The 23,428-nt window shown below is 65.0% G+C and carries 16 protein-coding genes; 8 read left to right on the top strand and 8 right to left on the bottom strand.

Annotated elements, in window-relative coordinates:
* The first annotated feature begins 143 nt into the window (after positions 1-143).
* Positions 144-1,397 carry a D-amino acid dehydrogenase gene (locus AHA_RS09900; RefSeq protein ID WP_011705831.1) on the top strand — a complete coding sequence of 418 codons (1,254 nt, stop codon included), beginning with the start codon at positions 144-146 and terminating at the stop codon, positions 1,395-1,397.
* A 95-nt stretch (positions 1,398-1,492) separates the two neighbouring features.
* Here the strand turns inward: AHA_RS09900 and AHA_RS09895 are convergent, their stop codons facing one another.
* On the bottom strand, positions 1,493-2,185 hold the full coding sequence (locus tag AHA_RS09895) for a TetR/AcrR family transcriptional regulator (protein WP_164927612.1): 693 nt from the start codon (positions 2,183-2,185) through the stop codon (positions 1,493-1,495).
* A 166-nt stretch (positions 2,186-2,351) separates the two neighbouring features.
* On the opposite strand from AHA_RS09895, the gene AHA_RS09890 reads away from it, so the two are divergent.
* A complete protein-coding gene (locus AHA_RS09890; protein WP_011705829.1) occupies positions 2,352-4,286 on the top strand; it encodes an amidohydrolase in 1,935 nt (644 codons plus the stop codon).
* 42 nt (positions 4,287-4,328) lie between these two features.
* On the opposite strand, the gene AHA_RS09885 is transcribed toward AHA_RS09890, so the two are convergent.
* Positions 4,329-5,456 (bottom strand): HPP family protein, encoded by a 1,128-nt coding sequence (locus AHA_RS09885; RefSeq protein ID WP_011705828.1) that lies wholly within the window; start codon positions 5,454-5,456, stop codon positions 4,329-4,331.
* Positions 5,457-5,741: 285 nt separating this feature from the next.
* Here AHA_RS09885 and AHA_RS09880 point away from each other — a divergent pair, with 285 nt between their 5' ends.
* Positions 5,742-6,863, top strand: a complete 1,122-nt coding sequence (locus AHA_RS09880) for a glycosyltransferase family 9 protein (protein ID WP_011705827.1) — start codon at positions 5,742-5,744, stop codon at positions 6,861-6,863.
* 87 nt (positions 6,864-6,950) lie between these two features.
* Here the strand turns inward: AHA_RS09880 and metE are convergent, their stop codons facing one another.
* The gene (gene metE / locus AHA_RS09875; protein ID WP_164927611.1) at positions 6,951-9,215 is read right to left on the bottom strand and encodes a 5-methyltetrahydropteroyltriglutamate--homocysteine S-methyltransferase; all 2,265 of its coding nucleotides are present in this window, start codon (positions 9,213-9,215) and stop codon (positions 6,951-6,953) included.
* 182 nt (positions 9,216-9,397) lie between these two features.
* Here metE and AHA_RS09870 point away from each other — a divergent pair, with 182 nt between their 5' ends.
* On the top strand, positions 9,398-10,318 hold the full coding sequence (locus AHA_RS09870; protein ID WP_011705825.1) for a LysR substrate-binding domain-containing protein: 921 nt from the start codon (positions 9,398-9,400) through the stop codon (positions 10,316-10,318).
* A 44-nt stretch (positions 10,319-10,362) separates the two neighbouring features.
* Here AHA_RS09870 and AHA_RS09865 read toward each other — a convergent pair whose 3' ends face one another.
* The 3 genes from AHA_RS09865 to AHA_RS09855 form a co-directional block, all read right to left on the bottom strand.
* A complete protein-coding gene (locus AHA_RS09865; RefSeq protein ID WP_011705824.1) occupies positions 10,363-11,169 on the bottom strand; it encodes a siderophore ferric iron reductase in 807 nt (268 codons plus the stop codon).
* Between the two features lie 38 nt (positions 11,170-11,207).
* Positions 11,208-13,352: a TonB-dependent siderophore receptor gene (locus AHA_RS09860; protein ID WP_011705823.1), complete on the bottom strand. Its 2,145-nt coding sequence runs from the start codon at positions 13,350-13,352 to the stop codon at positions 11,208-11,210.
* A 253-nt stretch (positions 13,353-13,605) separates the two neighbouring features.
* Complete coding sequence (locus AHA_RS09855; protein WP_011705822.1) at positions 13,606-14,583, bottom strand: AraC family transcriptional regulator; 978 nt, start codon at positions 14,581-14,583, stop codon at positions 13,606-13,608.
* 183 nt (positions 14,584-14,766) lie between these two features.
* Here AHA_RS09855 and AHA_RS09850 point away from each other — a divergent pair, with 183 nt between their 5' ends.
* On the top strand, positions 14,767-15,507 hold the full coding sequence (locus AHA_RS09850; RefSeq protein ID WP_011705821.1) for an SDR family oxidoreductase: 741 nt from the start codon (positions 14,767-14,769) through the stop codon (positions 15,505-15,507).
* 125 nt (positions 15,508-15,632) lie between these two features.
* On the opposite strand, the gene AHA_RS09845 is transcribed toward AHA_RS09850, so the two are convergent.
* Positions 15,633-16,538, bottom strand: coding sequence for a LysR family transcriptional regulator (locus AHA_RS09845; RefSeq protein WP_011705820.1), 906 nt, complete (start codon positions 16,536-16,538; stop codon positions 15,633-15,635).
* 101 nt (positions 16,539-16,639) lie between these two features.
* Here AHA_RS09845 and AHA_RS09840 point away from each other — a divergent pair, with 101 nt between their 5' ends.
* The 3 genes from AHA_RS09840 to AHA_RS09830 all read left to right on the top strand — a co-directional run bounded on the left by AHA_RS09840 (position 16,640) and on the right by AHA_RS09830 (position 20,065).
* A complete protein-coding gene (locus tag AHA_RS09840; RefSeq protein WP_011705819.1) occupies positions 16,640-17,278 on the top strand; it encodes an NAD(P)-dependent oxidoreductase in 639 nt (212 codons plus the stop codon).
* Between the two features lie 460 nt (positions 17,279-17,738).
* Positions 17,739-18,809 carry an isopenicillin N synthase family dioxygenase gene (locus AHA_RS09835; RefSeq protein WP_011705818.1) on the top strand — a complete coding sequence of 357 codons (1,071 nt, stop codon included), beginning with the start codon at positions 17,739-17,741 and terminating at the stop codon, positions 18,807-18,809.
* A gap of 92 nt (positions 18,810-18,901) precedes the next feature.
* The gene (locus tag AHA_RS09830) at positions 18,902-20,065 is read left to right on the top strand and encodes a trans-sulfuration enzyme family protein (protein WP_011705817.1); all 1,164 of its coding nucleotides are present in this window, start codon (positions 18,902-18,904) and stop codon (positions 20,063-20,065) included.
* Positions 20,066-20,161: 96 nt separating this feature from the next.
* Here the strand turns inward: AHA_RS09830 and AHA_RS09825 are convergent, their stop codons facing one another.
* Positions 20,162-22,939 carry a M16 family metallopeptidase gene (locus tag AHA_RS09825; RefSeq protein WP_011705816.1) on the bottom strand — a complete coding sequence of 926 codons (2,778 nt, stop codon included), beginning with the start codon at positions 22,937-22,939 and terminating at the stop codon, positions 20,162-20,164.
* Positions 22,940-23,428: the final 489 nt, after the last annotated feature.

Below are 23,428 nucleotides of genomic sequence, written 5' to 3'. Positions count from 1 at the left end.
TCTAATGCCAGCAAGTCCACACTTTTCAACATTGAAAACCAGTTAAATAAATGTAAATAGATATATATCCCAATTATATCTACACCAGTTGAATATCCTGTGGCGGCTGATTAAGGTGAGGGCCCCAGTCAAGGAGAGACAAGATGGACATAGTGGTACTCGGTGGTGGCGTGGTCGGCGTGACCAGCGCCTGGTATCTGGCCAAGGCGGGTCACAAGGTGACGCTGCTGGAGCGGCGTGACGGGGTGGCCCTTGAAACCAGCCACGCCAATGCCGGCCAGATCTCCCCCGGTTATGCGGCCCCCTGGGCGGCCCCCGGTATTCCCCTCAAGGCCGCCAAGTGGCTGCTGCAAAAGCATGCCCCCTTCACGGTGCGACCGACCTCGGATCCCTTCCAGCTGCGCTGGATGCTGAAGATGTTTGCCAACTGCACCCCGGCGGCCTATGCGGTCAACAAAGGGCGCATGGTGCGTCTGGCCGAATACAGTCGCGACTGCATGAAGCTGCTGCGCGACGAGCTGAGCATCGATTATGAAGGGCGCCAGCTCGGCACCCTGCAGCTGTTTCGCAGTCAGGCCCAGCTCGATGCCAGCAAGCGCGACATCGAGGTGCTGGAGGAGTACGGCGTGCCCTACCAGTCCCTCGATGCTGCAGGCTGTGAAGGGGCAGAACCGGCGCTGGCCCGGGTACGCGGCAAGATAGTGGGCGGCCTGCGCCTGCCGGGCGATGAGACCGGCGACTGCTTCCGTTTCACCAAGGCCATGGCAGCGGAAGCGCAGCGACTGGGGGTCAAGTTCGTGTTCAACTGCGCCATCGACGAGATCGAGCTGGCGCAGGGACGCGCCGTGGCGGTGCGGGCCGGCGAGCAGCGCTTCAAGGCCGACGCCATCGTCTGTGCCCTCGGCAGCTATGCCACCGGGTTCCTGCGCCCGCTCGGGCTCGATCTGCCCGTCTACCCGGTCAAGGGCTACTCCCTCACCCTGCCGATGATCAACGCCGAGGCCTCGCCGCGCAGTACCGTGCTGGACGAAACCTACAAGGTGGCCATCACCCGTTTCGATGAGCGGATCCGGGTGGGCGGCATGGCGGAGCTGTCGGGCTACAACCTGGCCCTCAACCCGAAACGGCACGACACCCTGGCCATGGTGGTCGGTGATCTCTTCCCCGAGGGGGGCGACATCAGCCGCGCCGACTTCTGGACCGGGCTGCGCCCCATGACGCCGGACGGCACCCCGCTAGTGGGCCCAAGCCCCATCCCCGGCCTCTGGCTCAACACCGGCCACGGCACCCTGGGCTGGACCATGGCGGCAGGCTCGGGTCAGCTGCTGTGCGATCTCATCAGCGGCAGCGACACCGCCATCAGCGACGAAGGGCTCACCCTGGCCCGCTACGGCTGAGCCTTCTCCTGCGTCTCTTCCCGTTTCACCCCAAAGAGGGAGTGCCTGGCACTCCCTCTTGTTTTGACCGCAGTTCGTTTTGACCCCAGTGCGATTTATTCAGCCTCTGCCGCCGCATCGCCAGGCATCAGGGCGGGCTGCGCCTGCCACACCCGGGCGGGATCCGGCTCGGCAATGGCGCTCGCCACCAGTTGCTGCAGCCAGTGGCGATGGAGCAGCCAGATGGGATCTCCCAGGCGCCCCTGCTCCTTGGCGCACTGCTTGACCACATCCGCCGTCCGGTAGAAGTAGCGGATCAGGGTGGTGAGCTCGGGGTCGGGCCAGCGGCAGCCAAAATAGCGCAGCCGCTCGTGCCAGAATGCCAGCTGGCCGCGCTCGTGCTCCTGCTCGAGCCCGTGCAGGGCCGGGATGAGATCCATCGCCTGCCACAGGGCCCCGTAGCCGACGAAGCGCTCATCCAGCGCGTCCAGCGCCTGATCCAGCATGGCCAGGGTCTGCGGCCAGTCGTCGGCCTGCTGGCGGATCTCTGCCTGCGCCTCGCACACCGCCGCCAGCCAGTCCATAGCCAGCCGGCAGATGATCGCCTCCTTGTTGGGATAGAGGTGATAGAGCGACTTGATGCCCACCCCGGCGCGGGCGGCGATGGCATTGGTGTTGAGCGCCGCAAACCCCTGCTCCCGCAGCAGCGCCAGGGTGGCCTGCTCGATGCGGGTCGCCACCTCCTGACTGCGCTGCTGCCGCGGCTGACGCCGCATGCAGAGCCCCTCTGGCAATGCGTGTTCCGCCATTGCGTCTCTCCCTCCATGGTCACCGAGTCTCATCACTACATGATGAGACAGACTCAACACAAGTCAAAAAAAGTGCAGCAATCACTGGCATTTTTCGGCGCAGCTGCAATAAACAACTGTGCTCATATTTGCAGTAATCACTGCAATCATACAAGGAGAGCACGCAATGGATGGCAAACAACACAACCACCGCCGGGGGCTTGTCGCCCTGCTGATGACGATCCTGCTAGGCGGCTGCCAGCAGGACTACCGCTCGCAGGAACCGACCAGCACCCTCTACTTCAACGGCAAGATTTACACCCAGGACGGCCAGCGCAGCCTGGCCGAGGCCATGGTGGTCGAGGATGGCAAGTTCCGCTGCGTCGGCTCGCGCCAGGGGGCCGAATCTTTCATGACCAACGCCACCCGCCAGGTGGATCTGCAGGGGCGCATGGTGCTGCCGGGGCTGCACGACAACCACATCCACCTGCTCGGCACCGTGGCTCTGCCCATGTGCGATCTGGATGGCCAGGCCGTCGATCTCGATCAGCTGGCTGCCAAGGTCAAGGCATGCCTGCCCCGCTACGCCGGGCAGCCGGGCGAGTGGCTGGTGGTCAATCAGTGGTCCCCTTATGATGGCAATACCCCGACCGCCAGCCATGCCACCCTGCTGGCCGCTCTGGATGCCGTGGCACCGGACAATCCGGTGGTGCTGCTCGGGGCGGACGGTCACGCCAGTGCCTACAACTCGCAGGCACTGGCCAGCGCCGAAGATCAGGATGGCAATCAGGTGGGCTTCAACCCCGCCACATTGGCGCCGGGCGGGGTGTTCGAGCGGTTCATCCCCTATGTGGACTTGACCAGCGGCGTCATCCGGGAGGGGGCCCGCAGCGCCATTCCGGTGCCGGACAGCGGGGTGCTGAGCGCCAGCGACGAGCGGGCCGCCGCCCAGTACGAGCAGATCCTGCCGGCCATCGCCACCCTGATGGCCTCGCGCGGCATCACCGGCGTGCAGGACGCCTGCGCCACCGACTTCATCCGCCAGCGCCTGCTCAGCATGCAGGCACGGGGGCTGCTGCAGATGCGCATCACCGCCGCCACCTGCTTTCACGAGGATGACTACAGCGGCAAACTGGACATCGAGGGGCACCTGGCCAAGGCCACTCGGGTCAGAAGCGCCTTTGCCGGCAACCCGCTGATCAAGGCCGATGCGGTCAAGATCTTCCTCGACGGAGTGCTGGAGGGGGATCCCTTCACCGCACCGCCATTCCTGCCCAACGCCGGCATGCTGGAGAACTACCAGAACCCCCATCTGGCGCTGGATCCGGACAGCGGCCGGGTCACCATCACCGCCGACAGCGAAGACGCCGGCAGCAACGGCATCGTCAACTACCGGGAGGCGGATCTGAAACGCTACGTCACCGCGCTGGACGGGGCGGGTTTTGGCATCCACATGCACAGCATCGGTGATCGCAGCACCCGGGTCGGGCTCGATGCGCTGGCTGCCGCCCGCGCCAGCAACGGCGACCGGGGCATCCCCCACACCCTGGCCCACCTGCAGGTGGTGCACCCGGACGATCAGCGCCGCCTCGGCGAGCTCGGGCTCTACCTCACCTTCACCTACGCCTGGACCACGCCCCAGCTCGCCTACGACATGCTGGTCACCCCCTTCATCCAGCCAACCAGGGCCGGCCAGTCCCTGAGCGAGGCGCTCTACGATCCGCTGGGCTATCTGCAGCAGGCCCTCTATCCGGTCGAGAGCAGCCGCAAGGCGGGTGCCATCCTGGTGGCGGGCAGCGACGCGCCAGTAGACAGCCGGGATCCCCGCCCGTTTGAAAACATGGCCGCCGGCATCGTGCGGGCGGCCGGCAGCGACGATGCATTTCGCGCCAGCCAGCGCATCTCGCTGGCCGAGATGCTGGCCGCATACACCATCAACGGCGCCAGGGCGGTGCGCCAGGGGGAGATCACCGGCTCCATCGAGGCGGGCAAATCCGCCGACTTCATCGTGCTCGACCGGGATCTGTTCGCCCTGGTCGAGGCCGGCACGCCGGAGCAAATTGCCGACACCCAGGTCGAGCAGACCGTGTTTCAGGGCAACACCATCTACCCGACCCCCTGAGCCAAGCCGCTGACAACAAAAAGGCCCCGCGAGGGGCCTTTTTTATGGACTGACCGGCTCGCCGGTTTCGCCCTGCGCCGGATGCAGCGCCAGGTTGAACAGCGCTGCCACCATGTCCGACTGGGTCAGGATCCCCACCAGCTGCTCGCCATCCACCACCGGCATGTGGTGCAGGCCGCCATCGGAGAAGGCGCCCACCAGATCGTAGAGCGGCTGATAGCGGCGGGCGGTCGACACGTTGCGGGTCATCAGATCCGCGACCCGCAGCTCGGCCAGGTCCGCGGCGCCTCGCGGCTGTTGCAGCGCCCGGTCGATCATCAGGTCGTGCAGGGTGATGATACCGATCAGCCGGCCGGCCTCGTCCACCACCGGCAGCGCCTTGACCTGATGGTGGGAGAGCAGTTGCCAGGCCGCCATGGCCGGCTGCTGCGCCTCTATCAGGATCAAATCCCGCGACATCACCTCCTGCACCCGCACCGTGCCCACCCTGGCCCGCAGCGCGTGCAGCTGGGCCTCCTGCAGCAGCGCCTGCAGATCCTGGCGGCTGATGTCGAGCAGCTCACCGTGTTTTTCCAGCGCAAAGTCGATGTCCGCCGCCTGGGTCGCCACCCGCTCGCTCGGCTGGGGATCGGCGGTCTGGTGGCGATTGGGCTGGGCCTGACCGCTGTTGGGGTAACGGCGCCCCAGCAGTCGGTTGTAGCAGAGCGCCAGTAGCAGCAACAAGAGCGAATTGAGCAGCACCGGCAGCAGCACATAGCCGGCCCCGAGCTGGCGGATCCCCTCGCCGCCGATGACTGCGGTCAAGGCCACGGCGCCGCCGGGCGGATGCAGGCTGCGGGTGAGAAACATGGCGGCGATGGCCAGCATCACGGCAAGGGCCGCAGCCAGCGCCGGATCTGCCACCAGGCTGGCACTCAGCACCCCCATCAGCGCCGAGACCCCGTTGCCCACCACGATGGACCAGGGCTGGGCCAGCGGGCTGGCAGGCGCGGCAAACAGCAGCACGGCGGAAGCCCCCATGGGGGCGATCAGCCAATGGACCTCAAGCCCCAGCCCCCACCGACACAAGAGGGCGGTACCCAGCAGCCCGACGAAGGCGCCCAGGGCGCCGTAACAACTCTCTTTGATACTGGTATTGGTGGATACCGGAAAAAAATCCCTGAACTGCATGGGGCTCCTGTGCGGATAACATTTATTTCAAATGCGCAATTTTAACGGCATCCCCTCGCCCAATACCACCGCCAGATGCAGCCAAACCCCTCTTATTTGGTGACGCGCGGCCTCATGGGAGTCACACCATCATCCCTCTGCTCCCCGCGCTCGTCACCAAACTGTGATGCAGCAACAAATTCTTACAAAAAAGCTGCTGACGACCCTCTTTCCCTCTTCTCTTAACACGTCCTTAAGAATCGCAGTGTCATCTTGAGCTCATCTTCATGCACGGAGCCACTACTTATGAGCACCATCAGAGATGCCCTTCGCCGCTTCGACGGCCAGCGCCGCTGCTGGACCGCCGGGCTGGAGCGGGCCGCCCTCGCCTGGCTCGCGCGTCAAGGCCGACTGCCGGCGAGTAGCCAACCCCCCAGGCGGATCCTGGTCATTCGCAGTACCTGCCGCATCGGCAACAATCTGTTTTTGCTGCCCTTCTTGCAAAAGGTGCGCAGCGCCCACCCCCACGCCGAGATAGAGCTGGTGTGCAGCGGCGGCCAGCTGCTCCCCTTTCTGGCCGATCTGCAGTTGCAGCGCATTCATCCGGTCAAGCTGCAGGGCAAGCGGCTGCTGGCCTCCCTGTCGGTGCTGTGGCGGCTGCGCCGTCAGCACTACGATCGGGTCTACGTGCCCTTTGCCTCCAGCACCGATCACCTGATCGCTGGCTGGGTGAAGGCGCGCGAGAAGCTGGGCTTTGACGATGCCAAGGGCGATGCCCTGTTCCCCCAGCCCCTCACTCCCAACCAGCACTGCCATTACGCCCACCAGCCGCTGCAACTGCTCGGCATGCACGGCCATCTCGCCGATCAGATTGAGCTCGGCAGCTTGCTGCACAGCGCCAGCCCACGGCTGGTGGCACTCAGGCACGACTACCCGGCGCGGCCGCTCATCGGCTTTTTCACCGGGGCCCGCAAGGGCAAGGGGCTCTCTCTGCCCCAGTGGCAACGACTGCTCGGGGATCTGCGCCGCCACTACCCCAGCGCCCTGCTGATCCAGCTCGAGGATCCCGTCGATCCCCAGCCCCGGCTCGGGGACGTGCAAGTCTCCCTCTCCAGCCTGAGCGAGCTGGCCCGCTTTGCCGGCGGCCTCTCCCTCTTTGTCAGCGGCGACACCGGGCCGCTGCACCTGGCTGCCGCCAGCGGCGTACCCTGTCTCGGCCTCTTTACCCAGACCGATCCCGCCCGCTATGGCTGCCTCGGCGCTCAGCACCTCAATCTGGTGATCGGTGATCGCAATGCCATCCCCCTCGATCACCACTGGCTGGCCGAGGCGCTTGCCAAGGAACCCCAACCGCAGCAGTTGCCGAGCGCCCCCTCACCCGTCCCGAGCCCGGGGCTTGCCAGCGGCGCCTTTGTCGTCACCCTCTGAGGGGCGTCAACCAACAAAAAAAGAGGGAAGGCTTGCGCCTTCCCTCGTTCGTTATGCCCGTACTCTCTTGTTGCTTGCTGATGTTCTTCAGGCCAGCTCGGCACGCAGCGCCTTGGTGGCATCGACCATCACCTTGAGGGCCGCCTCGGTCTCTTCCCAGCCGCGGGTCTTGAGGCCGCAATCCGGGTTGACCCACAGCCGCTCGGCCGGGATCTGCTTGGCCGCCTTGCGCAGCAGGCCTTCAATCCAGCTCTGGCTCGGCACGTTCGGCGAGTGGATGTCGTAGACGCCCGGGCCGATTTCGTTGGGGTAGTTGAAGCGCTCGAACGCTTCGAGCAGCTGCATCTGGCTGCGGCTGGTCTCGATGGTGATCACGTCCGCATCCAGCGCCGCCACCGCCTCGATGATGAGGTTGAAGTCGCTGTAACACATGTGGGTGTGGATCTGGGTGCTGTCCGCCACCGGGCTTGCGCTCAGACGGAAGGCCCGCACCGCCCAGTCGAGATAAGCCTGGTGATCCTGCTTGCGCAGGGGCAGACCTTCACGGATCGCCGGCTCGTCGATCTGGATGATCTTGATGCCGGCGGCTTCGAGATCTGCCACCTCGTCGCGAATAGCCAGACCAATCTGCAGGGCGGACTGCTCGCGGCTCACGTCTTCGCGCGGGAAGGACCAGCAGAGGATGGTCACCGGGCCGGTCAGCATGCCCTTGACCGGCTTGTCGGTCAGGCTCTGGGCAAACTTCGTCCACTCAAGGGTCATGGGGGTCGGTCGGTCGATGTCACGGGTGATCACCGGCGGCTTGACGCAGCGCGAGCCATAGCTCTGTACCCAGCCGAAGCGGGTGATGGCAAAGCCATCCAGCAGCTCACCGAAATACTCCACCATGTCGTTGCGCTCGGCCTCGCCGTGCACCAGCACGTCCAGCCCGATGGCCTCCTGGCGCAGGATGGCATCCTTGATCTGGGCCTGAATGCCCGCCTCGTAAGCACTGTCATCGATGCGACCGGCGCGCCAATCCTGGCGCAGTACCCGAATTTCCGAGGTCTGCGGGAAGGAGCCGATGGTGGTGGTCGGCAACAGCGGCAGCTTGAGATCCGAGCGCTGTGAATCGGCCCGTACCGGGTAGGCGCTGTGGCGATCGAAATCGCTGTTGGTGAGGCTGGCGAGCCGTGACTGCACCGCCTTCTTGTGGACCCGGCTGTCGGACTCCCGATCCACGATGGGCTGGCTGTAGGCAGTGATCTTGTCCAGCTCCCCGCCATTGAGATGGTCAGCCAGCAGCCCCAGCTCGTAGCATTTTTGCAGGGCGAAGGCGAACCAGCTGCGGGTCTGGGCATCCAGTTCCAATTCGAGGGTCAAGTCCACCGGGCTGTGCAGCAAGGAGCAGGAGGAGGCCACCCAGAGCCGCTCGCCGAGCCTGGCCTTCAGTGCTTTCAGGGTCGGTACCAGCTTGGCCAGGTTGGCACGCCAGACGTTGCGACCGTTGATGACCCCGGCCGAGATGACCCACTGGGCCGGCAGGTGCGGGACCAGGGTCTCCAGCTGCTCGGGCGCCGCCACCAGATCCAGGTGCAGGCCATCCACCTTCAGGCTGGTGATGATGTCGCGCTGATGGGCAACAGAGCCGAAATAGGTGGTGAGCAGCAGCTTGCAGGGGCCGGCCAGACGCTCGTAAGCGTTGAGATAGGCGAGGCGCCACTCGTCCGGCAAGTCCAGCGCCAGCGCCGGCTCGTCGATCTGCACCCACTCTACCCCCTGGGCGGCCAGTTTCGCCAGGATCTCCTGATAGACGATGAGCAGGCGATCGAGCAGATCGAGGCGGGAGAAGCCGCTCTCTTTCTCCTTGCCAAGCCAGAGGTAGGAGACGGGCCCCAGCAGCACCGCCTTGACCGGCAGCCCCAGCGCCTTGGCCTCTTCGACTTCGTCAAACAGCTGGCTCCAGCCCAGTTTGAAGCGCTGGTCACGGCTGAACTCGGGCACCAGGTAGTGGTAGTTGGTGTTGAACCACTTGGTCATCTCGGCGGCGGCCGCAGCCGGGCCGGTCGGCGCACGGCCACGGGCGACCCGGAACAGGGTATCGAGATCGGTGTCGCCATGACGGTGGCGGGCGGGGATGGCATCCACCAGCAGGCTGGTGCCGAGCACCTGATCGTACCAGGCGAAGTCACCCACCGGCAGCAGGGTCACACCGGCCTGTTGCTGGGCCTGCCAGTGACGCTCACGCAGGCTCTTGCCGGTGGCGATGAGTTCGGCCTGGCTGGTTTCGCCGCGCCAGTAGGATTCGAGGGCAAATTTCAGCTCGCGCTTGGCGCCGATACGGGGAAAGCCCAGGGTGTGTGCGCAGGTCATAGGTTCCATTCCTTATGCTCATTCATCTGATGGTGAACTGGATGATTTAGCCATCCAGATGTTTACACATCCAAAATGACAAGATAAGGTGGCGTTGGCTATTGAATCCTTTTCAACTGGCTCTCAAGAAATTCTCAAGGCGGGCAACAAGCCGCCGCCCAGGCACAACAAGGAGGGATACCATGGCGGTGTCAAGCAACCCGGGGATCGACATCAAGCACCTGAAAACGGTGAGCGCGCTGGCCGAGCAGGGCTCGCTGGCCGGGGCGGCGCTGACCCTCAACCTCACCCAGTCCGCCCTCTCCCACCAGCTCAAGGAGCTGGAGACCCGCCTCAACCTGGAGCTCTATCTGCGCAAGAGCCGCCCCCTGGTGCTGACCGCGGCCGGCAACCAACTGCTGGGGCTGGCCCGCCAGGTGCTGCCGGCGCTGGCGCAGACCGAGAAACAGCTGCAGGCCCTGCACAGCGGCGACGCCGGTCGCCTTCACCTGGCGCTCGATTGCCACAGTTGCATCCAGTGGCTGCTGCCGCTGTTGCCCGATTTTCGCCGCCTGTGGCCGGGGGTGGATCTGGAGGTGGAGTCGGTGCCGGGCTTTGATTCCATCAGCGCCCTGCTCGGCGGCCAGCTCGACTTGCTGCTCACCTCGGACGTGCAGGCGCGCGGCGATCTCCACTTCGAGCCGCTGTTCGCCTTCGAGCTGGTGCTGGTGATGGCGCCAGACCACCCCCTCTGTGGGCAGCAGACCATCAAGCCTGAGGATCTGCGTCCCGAGGTGCTGCTGGTCTACCCGGTGGAGCGGGGGCGGATGGACGTGTTCAGCCGCTTCCTGCAGCCGGCCGGCATCGAGCCCGCCCGCTGCAAGCCGGTGGACAACACCTCCGTGATGCTGCAAATGGCCGCTGCCGGTCTTGGCGTCGCCGCCCTGCCGCGCTGGGCCTGCGAGGAGTTTGTGCGGCAGGGGTTGCTTGAAGCTAGGCCGCTGGGGGGCGGAGTCCGCCGTCATATGTATGGCGCAGTGCGCGCCGCCGACCGGGATCAAGCCTGTTTGCAGAGCCTGTTTGAGCGCATTCGCAGCAAGATGGGCGACGTAAAGGCGCAGTAAAAAGCCGCCTTAAGGCGGCTTGTCATCACACAGGGTTTCTCTGTTCAAGCCCCCTCTTCACAGCTCGCCGCCCCCTGCCGCCGCGGGCAGTTGGCACACAGCTCACCATCGCGGCGCTTGTAGTGCAGGCAGCAGCGCTGGCGCACATAACCGACCAAGCCGGCCGCTGGCGGCCAGGGCGCCGGCTGCCAGCCCGCCAGATGCTCTGCCGGCAGGCCGCAGGCGGCAAGCCAGTGCGGCGCATGGGCCGCCACCTCGGCGGGGCTTATCTCGTCAAAGAACGCGGGCACCCGCACCAGCGCCGCCAGCAGATCGTCCGCCAAGAGCGGCAGCACGAAGCCCGGCCGCAGCCGCTGCACCTGCCCGAGTTGTGCGAACAGCGCCTGCCAATGGGCCTGCAGCCGCTCGCCCGCCGTCTTGATCAACACCTCAAACTCTCCCTTGATCATGGGTTCGGCCGGCAGGGTAAAACCGGATACCAGCCCATCCTGATAGCCCTGCCCCAGCCTCTCCAGCGCTGGCACGGCCCGCAGCCGATAGACGGCCACCATGGCCAGATAGATGGACTGCCAGCAGAGCATGCCCCAGCTGCGGGTGAGCCAGTAGGCGGGACCCGCCTCCGGATGGGCCAGCCGCCAATACTCGTGCAGCGCGGCCGCCACCTCGGCCGGCGTGGCCTGTTTGGTCGCCGTCAACAGCGCCGCAGCCTCGCCGGCGGCCACCAGCCGACCCTTGAGGGACGGGATAAGCCCGGCGGCGGCCGCGAACAGGGCACCGTGATCCGCCAGCGCCTGCAGATCCGGCTCGCGCCGCGCCCCCGGGGTGCGAGCACGACGGCCGGCGCCGCTCATGGGGTGAGAGAGTCCCGGGCGCGGCCCGGGACGCAGGGTCAGAATACGTATTTGAGTCGCGCCTCCACGCTGCGCTCGGCGCCGAACCAGCAGTTGTTCTGGTCGTAGCAGGAGTAGTAGGTCTTGTTGAACAGATTGCTGGCACTGAGTGACACCTCCACCCCTTGCAGACGCTGGCTGAGCTGAGCCAGATCGTAGGAGGCAGCCATGTCCATCAGCAGGTAATCCGGCACTGTGTCGGTGTTGGCGGCATCAAGCTGGGCCTCCCCCACGTAGCGCAGGCCGGCCCCCAGGCGCGCCCCTGCCAGCGGACCGGCCGGCAGGTAGTTGCTCCACAGCGAAGCCATTTGCTTGGGCACCCAGACCGGGGTCTTGCCCTGCAGGCTGGTGGTGTCGCGGGTGATCTCCATATCCTGACGGGTATAGCTCAGCGCCAGATCCCAGCGGCTGGTGAGATCGACGCGCCCCTCCAGCTCGACCCCCTTGGAGACCATCTCGCCGGTCTGCAGCTTGGGCCCGTAGACATTGTCCGGATCCGTCACCAGGGCATTTTGCTTGGTGATGTGGAAGACCGAAGCGGTAAAGGTCTTGCTCATGTCCTCGGAGAGGAACTTGAGCCCCCCCTCCCACTGCCGGCCGGTAGCCGGTTTGAACGCCTGGCCCTGCTTGTCCGCCCCCGCCACCGGTTCGAAACTCTCGGCATAGCTCACATAGGGTGAGAGACCGTGATCCAGCTCGTAGAGGGCGCCGAGGCGCAGCGAGAGGTTGTCCTGATCAATCTGGGCCAGGCTGTTGCTCGCCGCCCCCTGATAGAGGGTCTGGCTGTCGGTGTCCATCCGGTAGCGGTCGTAGCGGGCGCCGCCGATGGCCACCAGCCGATCGAGGCGCACCTGATCCTGCAGGTAGAGGCCGCTCTGGTACTGGCGGATGGTTCGGTTGTCCTGATAGTTGAAGGCCAGGTCTGCCGGCACTATCTGCTGGTGGTTCGGGTTGAAGATGTCGATGGCCGGGGCAGAGTAGTCGAGGGTATCCCGGTAGAGAATGCGCGCATCCAGATACTGGTAATCGACCCCGAGCAGCAGGTTGTGCTGGGCCTTGCCGGTCTGCACCTTGCCCGCCAGTTGGTTGTCGATGACAAAGCCGCGAGACTCTTCATCGGTCAGGTAGGCGTTGCGGGCCAGGGTGCGGTTATCGGCCGCCAGCGCCGCGTTGTAGGTGTTCTGCTGGTTGGCCGAGGCATCCATGTAGCGGGCGTTTTGCAGCAGCTGCCAGTTGGCGTTGAAGTCGTGGCTCAGCTTGTAGCCGAGCAGGGTCACCTCCCGGCTGTAGTGGTTCCAGTTTTCATCGCCAAGGAAGGTGTCGCTGCCAAGCTGGCCCAGCGGGTTGGATTTGACCGAGCCGCTGGCCGGTACCGTGGTGTAGATGCCGGCTTGCGGGTCTTTCTGGTAATAGAGGTTGAGGTTCAGCAGGGTGCGCTCACTCAACTGCCAGTCGAGAGAGGGCGCCAGCACGTAGCGCTCCTCCTCTGAGGTCACCGCCTGGCCCTCTTTCTGGCGGGCCAGCCCCACCAGCCGATAGGCAAACTGGTCGTTGAGGGCACCGGTGCTGTCGAGGGTCAGCTCCTTGAGGGTGCCTGTCCCGCTCGCCACGCTGACGCTGTGCCTGCTCTCCCGCTGGGGGCGCTTGGCGATGAGGTTGACCATGCCGCCGGGGGGCATGCTGCCGTAGAGCACGGAGGTGGGCCCCTTGAACACTTCCAGCTGCTCGATGGCCACCGGATCGATCTGGGGCTGCAGGTTCCAGTCGTTGTACTGCAGCAGCAGACCGTCGTAGAAGTTCTGGTAGTTGTCAAAACCGCGGATGTTGAACAGATCCAGCCGGTTGACCGCCCCGCCCCGCAGCTCGGTGTTGACGCCTGGCACGTAGCGCAGCGCCTCGCTCACCGAGCTGACGCCGCGCTGTTCCAGGGTCTCCCCCTCCACCACCGAAATGGCCTGGGGCGTCTCCAGGGGGTCGAGCCGGGTCTTGGTCGCGGTGTTGCGATAGGTCTCGCCGAGCACGGTCAGGGTCTCGTCGGCCAGCGTCTGTGTCGGGCGCTCGGTGGCGGCTGCCTGCACAGGGCCAGCCAACAGGGCGGAGATAGTCGCGGCGACCAGGGTCAAAGGGGGGTGAGTGGCGTACATCTGATCCTCGAATGCAATGAGTGAATAGTAACAAATCTCATTTGCATTTTATTGGGTCATTTTGCCCTTGAATTAACAATTTGGGGCATGTTGGCGCGAAAGAGGGAGAAAATGCGGCCACTCTGGCCCCATCCGGCAACCTAAACTGACGACAGCAACGCAGGCGATGTCGAATGGATAGCAAAGCCTGGCGCAGCAAAAAGGAAAGAGGGATAGCAGCGCCCGGCATCCGCCGGGCAAGGGAATAGTCCTGTCAGAGAGGGGCGACGGGCAGCCAGTACTCCATGCGGGCATCCGGCTGGTTGCCGTCAAAATCGGGGGCGTAGCGCTCCAGCTCGAAGCCGTCCAGCCCGCGATAGCCGGAGCTCGGCAGCCAGTGCTGGATGAACCAGTTGAGGGTCTGCCCCAGCTGGCTGACGGGACCAACGTGGCTCAGCACAGCGTAGGTCTGGGCCGGCACCGGGAGGCGCGCCAGACCGGCGGGCAAGCTGGCCCCCTCCTCCATCACGCTGCCCGCCCAGTAGGGGAGCGACTCGCCGGCACCAGAAACATCTACCACCCCCACCCGCTCCTGCCCGGGTGGCAAACCGCCCGCCGTGCGCAGGGCGCGCCAGATGGCGGGCACCGTCTGCTGAAAGTCGGGAGCGGCGGCAAACAGCCCGCGGATCTGCCCCTTCACCCCTTGCAGGATAAAACCCGGCGGGCTCTCGATCCGCACCTGTACCAGCCTGGCAGGCATGGGCTGCGGCAGCGCGGCCCGCACCAGCGGGGTACGCAGCCCCAGCCGCAGGCCCCGCTTGCGATAGGCCAGCGGCGAGCAGCCAAACTGCTGCTTGAAGGCGCGGCTGAAGCTCACCTCGGAGCCAAAACCGTAACAGAGCGCCAGATCCAGCACCCGCTGGCGACCAGACAGCAGCGCCTCTGCCGCCTGGCTCAGCTTGAGCTCGCGCACATAGTGGGCCACCGTCAGCCCCGTCTCATGGAGGAACACCCGCTGCAGCTGCCAGCGCGACCAGCAGCTCTGCTCCGCCAGCTCGGCCAGCCCCAGCGGCAGATCCAGGTTGGCGTGGATGTAGTCGAGCACCCGCTCGATGCGGGTCAGCTGGCTGTGCGGCTGGGGCATGGCGCCCGGAATGGGGGACAAGATGGTCATGACGAGATCGGATCTGGGCTGTCGGCAAGGCGCTGCGCGCAAGGGCCCCATTAAACATGGCCGCGACCTTGGCGGCAAGCGCTGGCCGCTGCGCTCACCTCGGCCCCTTGCCCGCCCCTTAGGCCAGCGCGTCAAGCCAGCTTGGCAGACTGTCACAAAAGTGACGCGTTTGCCTGTCAGATTGTTTGAAAACAAATATATCAATTACCTCAAAAACCCCATAAAGTCCTCGTTCGAATCTTTTATGCAGGGAGAGCCAAGATGAAGAAAGTTGCCTTGATCACCGGAGCCCGTGGCGGCATCGGATCCGCCATCACCACCGCCTTGCTGGCCCAGGGGTATCGCATCATCGCCACCCACTCCAGCCCCAACGGGGCGGCGGCGCACGACTGGTACGGGGAGCAGGGTTTTCGGCCGGATCAGGTGCGGCTGCTGGCGCTGGACGTGGCCGACACCGCCATGTGCCGCGACACCCTGGGCCGATTGCTGCAGGATGAAGGGCGGGTGGACGTGCTGGTCAACAATGCCGGCATCACCCGGGATGGGGCCTTCAAGCGGATGACCCCGGAGCAGTGGTTCGAGGTGATCCACACCAACCTGTGCAGCCTCTACAACGTGACCCAGCCGCTGTTCGATGCCATGTGCGAGCAGCGCGATGCCCGCATCATCAACATCTCCTCGGTCAATGGCCAGAAGGGGCAGTTCGGCCAGGTCAACTACTCGGCCGCCAAGGCGGGCATGCTGGGCTTCACCAAGGCGCTGGCGGCGGAAGGAGCCCGCTTCGGGGTGACGGTCAACGCCATCGCCCCCGGCTACACCGCCACCCCCATGGTGGAGGCGATCCGCACCGACATCCTCGACAGCATCAAGGCCGACATCCCCATGCGCCGGCTGGCCAAGCCGGAAGAGATCGCCGCCGCCGTGGTGTTTCTTGCCAGCGAGGCGGGTGCCTATATCACCGGCGAGACCCTGGCCATCAACGGCGGCCTTTACATGAAGTGAGGCCGGGCCTGTTCTCACCAGCATTGCATCGACAGAGGGCAGCCTGCGGGCTGCCCTCTTTGTTTGATCCTTGTTTGCTCTTTGTTTGCTCCGGCCAACCGGAACGGCCTTCTTCCTTGCCCGGACTACGGACGTGTCGCCGCGGCCCCCACCGGCTCGGCGAAGTGACTGCGCAGGGCGGCGATCACCCGGCGCACCTTCTCCGGGATCTCCCGCTGCGGGGTGATGGCGTGGATCTCCATGGGCGGCACCCGAAAGCCCGGCAGCAGTTCCAGCAGGCGACCCGAGGCGAGATCGTCGGCGATCTCCCCCTCCGGCTGCAGCGACACCCCCTGCCCCGCCAGAGTGAACTGGCGCAGCGGCAGCACGTTGTTGCAGACCACCCGCGGCTTGGGCTTGACCCTGTGCCCCTGCCCCTTCTCGTCGAAGAAGGTCAGGCCACCGCTCAGCATATCGGCGGCCAGCCAGTCATGATCCAGCAGCGCCTCCGGGCTGCGTGGGGTGCCCTTGCGCGCCAGATAGGCGGGCGAAGCGCACAGCAGCATCCGGGTCTGGCCCAGCTTGCGCGCCACCAGAGTGGAGTCCGAGAGCGTGCCGACCCGCAGCGCCACGTCGATGCGCTCGGCAATGAGATCCCGCTTCTCGTCGTCGGCGATGATCTGGATGCACAAGCCGGGGTGGGCCTGCAGCAGCGGCGAGAGCGCCCGCGCCAGCGGCTGGCCGGCCATCCCCACCGGGGCGGTGATCCGAACTTCACCGAGCAGGCTGTCACGCACCTCCGAGAGACGCAGCTCGGTCTGGTTGAGGGTCTGCTGCAGAGACTGGCACCCCTGCCACACCACCTCTCCCGCCTCGGTCAGGTTGAGGCGGCGGGTGGAGCGGTGCAGCAGGGTGAGGCCGAGCAGGCTCTCCAGCTGGCTGATATGCTGACTGACGGCGGAGGGTGTCATGCCGAGGGCCTTGGCGGCGCCGGTCATGCTGCCCGCCTCGACCACGGCGGCGAAGATGGCGTAACGCTTGAGCTGTTCCATTATTAAATCCAGCTTATAAGTGAATGCAATTTACAACGGATTATTAAATCACATTCGGGGGCGTAGGATAGCCCCATTCCAACAGTGAAGGAGAATCTCCCATGAAAATTGCCCTGATCGGTGCCAGCGGTTTTGTCGGTACAGCCATCCTCAACGAAGCCGTCAGCCGCGGCCATCACGTCACCGCCATCGTGCGTGACGTGAGCAAGGTTGCAGCCCACCCGCAGGTCACCGCCGTGGCGGTAGATGCCCAGGACAGCCAGGCGCTGGCCAAGGTGCTCAAGGGGCACGATCGGGTGATCAGCGCCTACAACCCGGGCTGGAGTGCCCCGGACATCTACGACCAGTACCTCAAGGGGGCCAGCGCCATCGTGGCCGCCGCCGTCGCGGCCAACAGCTGGCTGCTGGTGGTCGGCGGTGCCGGCAGTCTGGAAGTTGCCCCCGGCGTGCAACTGGTAGATACCCCGGAATTCCCGGCCGAGTGGAAACAGGGGGCCCTGGCCGCCCGCGACGGCCTCACCGCCCTGCGCCGTGAAACCACCCTCGACTGGCGTTTCGTCTCCCCGCCCGTGTTCCTGGAACCCGGCGAGAAGCGCGGTGGCTACCGGCTCGGTGCCGATCAGGTGCTGTTCAGCGGTGAACAACCGGCCGGGATTACGGTCGGCGATCTGGCCGACGGCGTGCTCAACGAAGCGGAAAAACCGGCCCACCTGCGCCAGCGCTTCACCCTGGGTTACTGAGCCTGAGCCAGGCACCACACAGGGCAGCAACGTCCGTCACACAAAGGGAGGCATCAGCCTCCCTTTTTGCATCTCTGTATTTGGGCATCTCTGCATTTTGCGCATCTCTGTGCTGCCAGCGATGCTCGCCTCTCTATTTGCCCAACTCGCGCTCACATTGCGCTCAAGCCGGTATATGCCGGGTCAGGCCAACATGGGTGCCAAGTGCGCCGGTATATTGCCATTATCGCCGCTCAATCGGCAGCCACCCGGATGGGTGTCGAATTCTATTTCGATTTTTGTATATAACTAAGAATAATTTGTTGTTTCCGTCTTATAACTCCGAACAGTAGCATCTCCCTCAATCCAAATGGCGCCATCCCTGGCAACAGGGCGTTGGCCGGTTCATCGGTCAGGGCGTCGTCGTTTTCATGTCAGGTGTGCGGGTAGCCTCCCGCCCCTGGCCAGTGAGGAGGTGCACATGGAACATTCACCACTGCCGATCATCGATCTCGCCGCGCTCGACGGCGCCCCCGAGACCCGTCGCCAGATGCTGGCCACCCTTGGCCGGGCGGCCCGCGAGGTGGGCTTTTTCTATCTGATCGGCCATGGCCTGAGCGAGCAAGAACAGCAGGAAACCCTGGCGCTGGCGGCCCGCTTCTTCGCCCTGCCGCAGCAGGAGAAGCTGGCGGTGCAGATGGTGCACTCCCCCCACTTTCGCGGCTACAACCAGGTGGGGGCCGAGCTCACCCGAGCGCGGCCGGATCTGCGCGAGCAGTTCGACATCATGAACGAAGAGGCCGCCCTCGATGCCGCCAGCCTGCAGCATCCCTGGCAGCGGCTCATCGGCCCCAACCAGTGGCCGACCGCCCTGCCCGAGATGAAATCTCACCTGCTGGCGTGGCAGGAGCGGCTGAGCGCCATCACCCTCACCCTGCTGGCCGCCTTCGCCGAGGTGCTGGAGCAGCCGGCCGGGGTGTTTGACGAGAGCATTCGCGGGGCGCCCCATCAGCACATGAAGCTGATCCACTACCCGGGGCAAGCCGCAGGGGGCAGCGGTCAGGGGGTGGGCGCCCACAAGGATCCCGGCTACCTGACCCTGGTGATGCAGGACCATCACTCCGGGCTCGAGGTGGAGACGGCCGACGGCTGGATCTCGGCGCCGCCCCTGCCGGGCGCCCTGGTGGTCAACATCGGCGAGCTGCTGGAGCTCGCCTCCAACGGCTACCTCAAGGCCACCCTGCACCGGGTGCAGAGCCCGCCGCCCGGGGTATCGCGCCTCTCCTGCGCCTTCTTCATGGCGGCGCGGCTGGATGCGACCGTGCCGCTGCTCAGCCTCTCCCCCGCGCTGGCCGCGCAGGCACAAGGGCCCGAGAGCGACCCGACCAACCCGCTCTTTTATCAGGTGGGGGAAAACGTGCTCAAAGGGAGGCTGCGCTCCCACCCGGATGTAGCGACCCGCCACTATGGCATCGCCCCGGCGTCGGCCAATGCGCAGACCAGCAGCGAGCAGACGGCAAAGCGTGAACGGCGCGAGCCACAACTCGCCTGACGCTGCCATACCTAATAGACGGGGGGCGCCACGGCGCCTCTTCAGATGACACAAGCAGTTGGGCCACAGCCTGGCAATGACGGAGCAATACAATGAAATTCAAAACCATGAGCGTGCACAGCGGCCAGCGGATCGATCCCCAGACCGGTGCCCTCACCACCCCGCTCTACCAGAGCAGCACCTTCAGCTACTTCAACGCCCAGGCGGGCAAGGAGCGCTTCGCCGGTCAGGCTCCCGGCTTCATCTACAGCCGCTTTGGCAACCCCACCACCGCCGAGCTGGAGCAGAAGCTGGCGGCGCTGGAAGGGGCCGACGAAGCGCTGGTGGTGGCGAGCGGCATGGCGGCGGTGAGCGCCATCATGTATGCCCTGGCCGACAGCGGCGATGAAGTGGCCTATATCGGCCCGCTCTACGGCGGTACCGATGCCTTCCTCAAGCAGACCTTCAGCCGCGCCGGCATCAAGGTCACCGCCTACGAGAGCGATCAGGATCTGCTAACCAACATCCGCCCCGCCACCAAGGTGGTACTGTTCGAAACCCTGACCAACCCCACCCTCAAGGTGGTGGATCCGCGGGTGGTAGTGGAAGCGGCCCGCAAGGTGCGCGCCATTACGGTGTGTGACAACACCTTCCTCACCCCCTACCTGCTGCGCCCGCTCGAGCTTGGCATCGACATCGTCATGCACAGCGGCACCAAGTACCTGGGCGGCCACGGCGACATCATCGCCGGGGTGGTGGCGGGCTCTCACACGCTGATGAAGTCGATTCGCACCGTGGCCCTCAAGCACATCGGCTCCCCCATCGGCCCGCAGGAGGCCTACCTGCTGCAGCGCGGGGTCAAGACCCTGCCCCTGCGCATGGATGCCCACCTGCACAACGCCCAGAAGGTGGCCGACTTCCTGGCCGCCCACCCGGCGGTGAAGAAGGTGATCTACCCGGGGCTGGCCAACCATCCGGGCCACGATGCCCTCGGCGCCTTCGCCAGCGGCTTTGGCGGCATGGTGAGTATTGAACTTGAAGGCGGCTTTGCCCGTTGCGCCACCCTGCTCGACAACCTGCAGCTGTTCGTGCAGGCGGTAAGCCTCGGCGATCTCGAGAGCCTGGCCTGCCATCCGGCCAGCACCACCCACGCCGCTATGGATGAGGCGAGCCGCCTCGCTGCCGGGGTCAACGACGATCTCATCCGCTTCAGCATCGGGGTGGAAGACGCCGACGATCTGATTGCCGATCTGGCCGCCGCCCTGGCCCTGATCTGACCGTTCACCTCTTTTTGAGCGCAAAAAAACAGCCCGCCCCCTGCCAAGGGGCAGGCTGTTTTGCTTGCGGCAATCGCCCGATAGGGGTAACCCTGCTTAAGGCGTGGCAGAGAGGCGCTGCACCGGCCAGCCCAACGCGGCCAGCTCGGGGGCCAGCGTCTTGGCATCCCCCACCACCAGGATCACCATGTCGTCGGGATCGAGCCAGCGGCGGGCCAGCTCACGCAGGGTAAACGGAGAGAGCCGGCTCACCTGCTGCACTCGCTGCTCCACATAATCCTCCGGCCACCCCTTGAGCAGAATGGGCAGCATGTACTCCATTTCCTGCGGCAACGTCTCGTAATCGAGCGCCTGACCATTGAGCACCCGATCCCGCAGGGTACGCACCTCCAGCCGGGTCGGCCCCAGCCGCTGATACTTGTCGAGCTCCTGCAGGATCTGCCGCAAGGCCGCTCCGGTCACCCCGCTGCGCACGCTGCTTTGCAGCAGGAAGTGGCCCGCATCGGCATTGCCGTCGAAGGCGGCGTCGATAAAGTAGGTGTAACCCAGCTCCTCGCGCAGCCGGATGTGCAGCCGCTCGGCAAGGGAGACATTCATCAGCCGGGTCAGGTAGTGCTCGCCGAAGGCATCCTCCGCCATGGCGCGCCGTCCCACCCGGATCTGGCTGAGCGCCGCCCCGGGATTGTCCAGCAGATAGATGGCCCGCTTCGCCTGCTGGCCGCGCCAGCCGAGGGAGTGCAGGGCCGGCGTCTGACCTGCTGGCTCGACCAGAAAGCCGAGGGCCTTCATCACCCGCTCCTGGGCCAGATCCCCGCTCACCACCACCTGAGCTTCCCCGCTGCGATAGACCGACTGATAAAAGTTGCGCACATCGTCGAGCGTCAGCGCGCGCACACTGGCCAGCAGATCCGGCCGCTTGCGCCCCTCGAGCAGGGCGCCGAACTGCCAGTCCGCCTGCCACTGGGGATCTTGCATCAGCTGTTGCAACCACTGGACATGATCAAAGCGGCTGCGCTCAAAATCGGCTACGCGCATGGCGGGCTGCTGCACCAGCTCCTGCACCAGGGCCAGCGTCTCATCAAAATGGGAGGTGAGCCCCTCGATCTCGACGTAGCTGCGCCCCTCCCCATGATTGAAGCGAATACTGGCCCCCAGCTGACGGGCCCGCTCCTCAATGCTGGCCGCCTGCAGCTGCTCGCTGCCAAGGAAGAGCATGGCGTCGGCCAGGGTGGCGACCCCTCCCTTGCCCTCGGGTTCGGCCCGCTCACCGCCCGGCCAGCTGATGCTCATGGCAAAGGCCGGTACCTCGTCGCTGTAGTGGCCGAGCAGGGAGATCCGCTCACCCAGCTTGGCCTGCCACAGGGTCGGCATGGGCACCGGCAAGGCGCCACCGCTGGCCGGCTCCTGGCGCCGATCCAAGGTCTCCTTGATGACATGCGGCAGCAAAGAGGGGGTCGGCCGGGCCAGCGGCAAGGGGGGCGGCTCGACAAAGTTGGGGCTGCCCGCCTGCCATTCAGGGTGCTCGGCCGGCACCACGCTCAGCACCACCCTGGGCTTGTTCAACACATAGCGCGTCAACACCCGTTGCAGATCGGCCGGTGTCACCCTGGCGATGCGCTGGAGGTTGCGGTACTGGAAGTTGGGGTCAGCAAACAGGGTGTGGCCGGTGGCCAGCTGCTCCACCTTACCGGCCACGCTGTCCAGCGGCCAGATCCGCAGGGCCCGCTGGGCATTGACCGAGTGGGCCAGCTGCTCGCGGGAGACGCCATCGCTGGCGAGCTGGCCAACTATCCGGTCGATCTCCGCCTTGATGGGGCCCAGCTCGCCCCCTTTGGCCAGATTGGGCACCGCCTCAATCACCAGCATGCAGGCCAGTACGCCACACTCCTGCCTAGCCGTCACCGAGACCAGCCGGCCGCTTTGCTGCAGTTGTCGCTGCAGCAGGCCGCTGGCCGAGCCCCCCAGCTGATCCGCCAGCAGATCGAGAGCCTCGAAGTCGGGCTCGCGGGCGGAGACGGTCGGATAGGCCAGCACCAGCATGGGCTCGCTGACCCGATCGACCAGGGTGCGATAGCGACTCTTCTTCAGCGTCACCGGACGCACCACCGGGCTTGTCTGGGTTGGTGACGGAGGCAGCGCGGCAAAGTAGCGCTCAACCCAGGCCAGGGTCTGGGCCGGCTGAATGTCGCCACCGATCACCAGGGTGGCGTTGTTGGGCCCGTACCAGCGCAGGAAGAACTGGCGCACGTCCTCCAGAGTGAGGCGATCCAGGTCCGCCACCCGGCCAAACGGCGTGTTGAAATAGGGGTGATTGGGGGGGTAGAGAGTGCGGTTGAGCACCTCCAGCACCCGGCCGTAGGGGGCAGCATCCACCAGGGTGGCACGCTCGTTCTTGGCGATGTCGCGCTTGGCCTCCAATTTCTGCTGGTAGAGGGTATCGAGCAGAAACCCCATGCGATCTGCCTCCAACCAGAGCACCTTCTCCAGCTGATTGGCTGGCAGCGTCTGGTAATAGCGGGTCTGATCCCGGGAGGTCAGGCCGTTGATGTTGCGCCCGCCCACCTGTTGCAGCAGCCGGATGTAGCCCTCCTCCCCCACGTGGGCCGAGCCCTGAAACATCATGTGTTCGAACAGATGGGCCAACCCGGACTGGCCGGGGGCCTCTTCCGGCAGCCCAACCCGGTAGTGGACCGCCACGTGCACCAGGGGATCGGAGTGATCCTGGGTCAGGATCACCGTCAGGCCATTGTCGAGCCGATATTGCTGATAGGGCACGATCAGCGGATCGGCCACTTTTTTCTGCTCCTTGACCAGCACCGGGCCGGCCAAGGCCAAGACACTGAAGAAATAGAGCAAACTCCACACGACTCTCATGTTATTTCCCAATTTTCAAACCTGAACATTATTATTGGCGGTCGCTGCGCGTCGTTCATATCCAGCGCGCAACAACGAAAAAATGGCGACAGCACTCTGCAGGTGCCTCGCATTATTGATGACATGAATAATATTTTTGCCGGCAGCAATGTCTGCCCCGAGCCAGTCAATATAGCTGCCAAAGGCTGGCAGCCTGCAACCCGGCTGTGGTCGTCAGTGTAATCAATCAAGCCCCGAAGGGATATCAGCAACAGACGTGCTTTTGTAACAAGGTATATATCTGGCCCATCCGTCAACGCCCTTGAATAGCCTGAATGGCGCTATTTAACCCTGTTAACCGTACCGATTAACAGTGCCAGAAAATATCGTCGGTATGGCGTTTCGCCCGCAGATGGGAAATAAGTCTGCCGTTATTGAGTCACGCAAAAATAAGCCAAGAGCGTAGTCAATATTGATGCCATTAATAACAGGCGGATGGCAGGTGCCTTG

Origin of the sequence: Aeromonas hydrophila subsp. hydrophila ATCC 7966, assembly GCF_000014805.1 — a bacterium.
Lineage (GTDB): Bacteria > Pseudomonadota > Gammaproteobacteria > Enterobacterales > Aeromonadaceae > Aeromonas > Aeromonas hydrophila.
The sequence above is the reverse complement of the archived record's forward strand: the minus strand, read 5'-3'. Positions and strand labels throughout refer to the sequence as shown.

Bases quoted from the DNA above. Each gene is read 5' to 3' on its own strand.
- AHA_RS09900 (WP_011705831.1), top strand. From the start codon at position 144: ATGGACATAGTGGTACTCGGTGGTGGCGTGGTCGGCGTGACCAGCGCC.
- AHA_RS09895 (WP_164927612.1), bottom strand. From the start codon at position 2,185: ATGGCGGAACACGCATTGCCAGAGGGGCTCTGCATGCGGCGTCAGCCG.
- AHA_RS09890 (WP_011705829.1), top strand. From the start codon at position 2,352: ATGGATGGCAAACAACACAACCACCGCCGGGGGCTTGTCGCCCTGCTG.
- AHA_RS09885 (WP_011705828.1), bottom strand. From the start codon at position 5,456: ATGCAGTTCAGGGATTTTTTTCCGGTATCCACCAATACCAGTATCAAA.
- AHA_RS09880 (WP_011705827.1), top strand. From the start codon at position 5,742: ATGAGCACCATCAGAGATGCCCTTCGCCGCTTCGACGGCCAGCGCCGC.
- metE (WP_164927611.1), bottom strand. From the start codon at position 9,215: ATGACCTGCGCACACACCCTGGGCTTTCCCCGTATCGGCGCCAAGCGC.
- AHA_RS09870 (WP_011705825.1), top strand. From the start codon at position 9,398: ATGGCGGTGTCAAGCAACCCGGGGATCGACATCAAGCACCTGAAAACG.
- AHA_RS09865 (WP_011705824.1), bottom strand. From the start codon at position 11,169: ATGAGCGGCGCCGGCCGTCGTGCTCGCACCCCGGGGGCGCGGCGCGAG.
- AHA_RS09860 (WP_011705823.1), bottom strand. From the start codon at position 13,352: ATGTACGCCACTCACCCCCCTTTGACCCTGGTCGCCGCGACTATCTCC.
- AHA_RS09850 (WP_011705821.1), top strand. From the start codon at position 14,767: ATGAAGAAAGTTGCCTTGATCACCGGAGCCCGTGGCGGCATCGGATCC.
- AHA_RS09845 (WP_011705820.1), bottom strand. From the start codon at position 16,538: ATGGAACAGCTCAAGCGTTACGCCATCTTCGCCGCCGTGGTCGAGGCG.
- AHA_RS09840 (WP_011705819.1), top strand. From the start codon at position 16,640: ATGAAAATTGCCCTGATCGGTGCCAGCGGTTTTGTCGGTACAGCCATC.
- AHA_RS09835 (WP_011705818.1), top strand. From the start codon at position 17,739: ATGGAACATTCACCACTGCCGATCATCGATCTCGCCGCGCTCGACGGC.
- AHA_RS09830 (WP_011705817.1), top strand. From the start codon at position 18,902: ATGAAATTCAAAACCATGAGCGTGCACAGCGGCCAGCGGATCGATCCC.
- AHA_RS09825 (WP_011705816.1), bottom strand. From the start codon at position 22,939: ATGAGAGTCGTGTGGAGTTTGCTCTATTTCTTCAGTGTCTTGGCCTTG.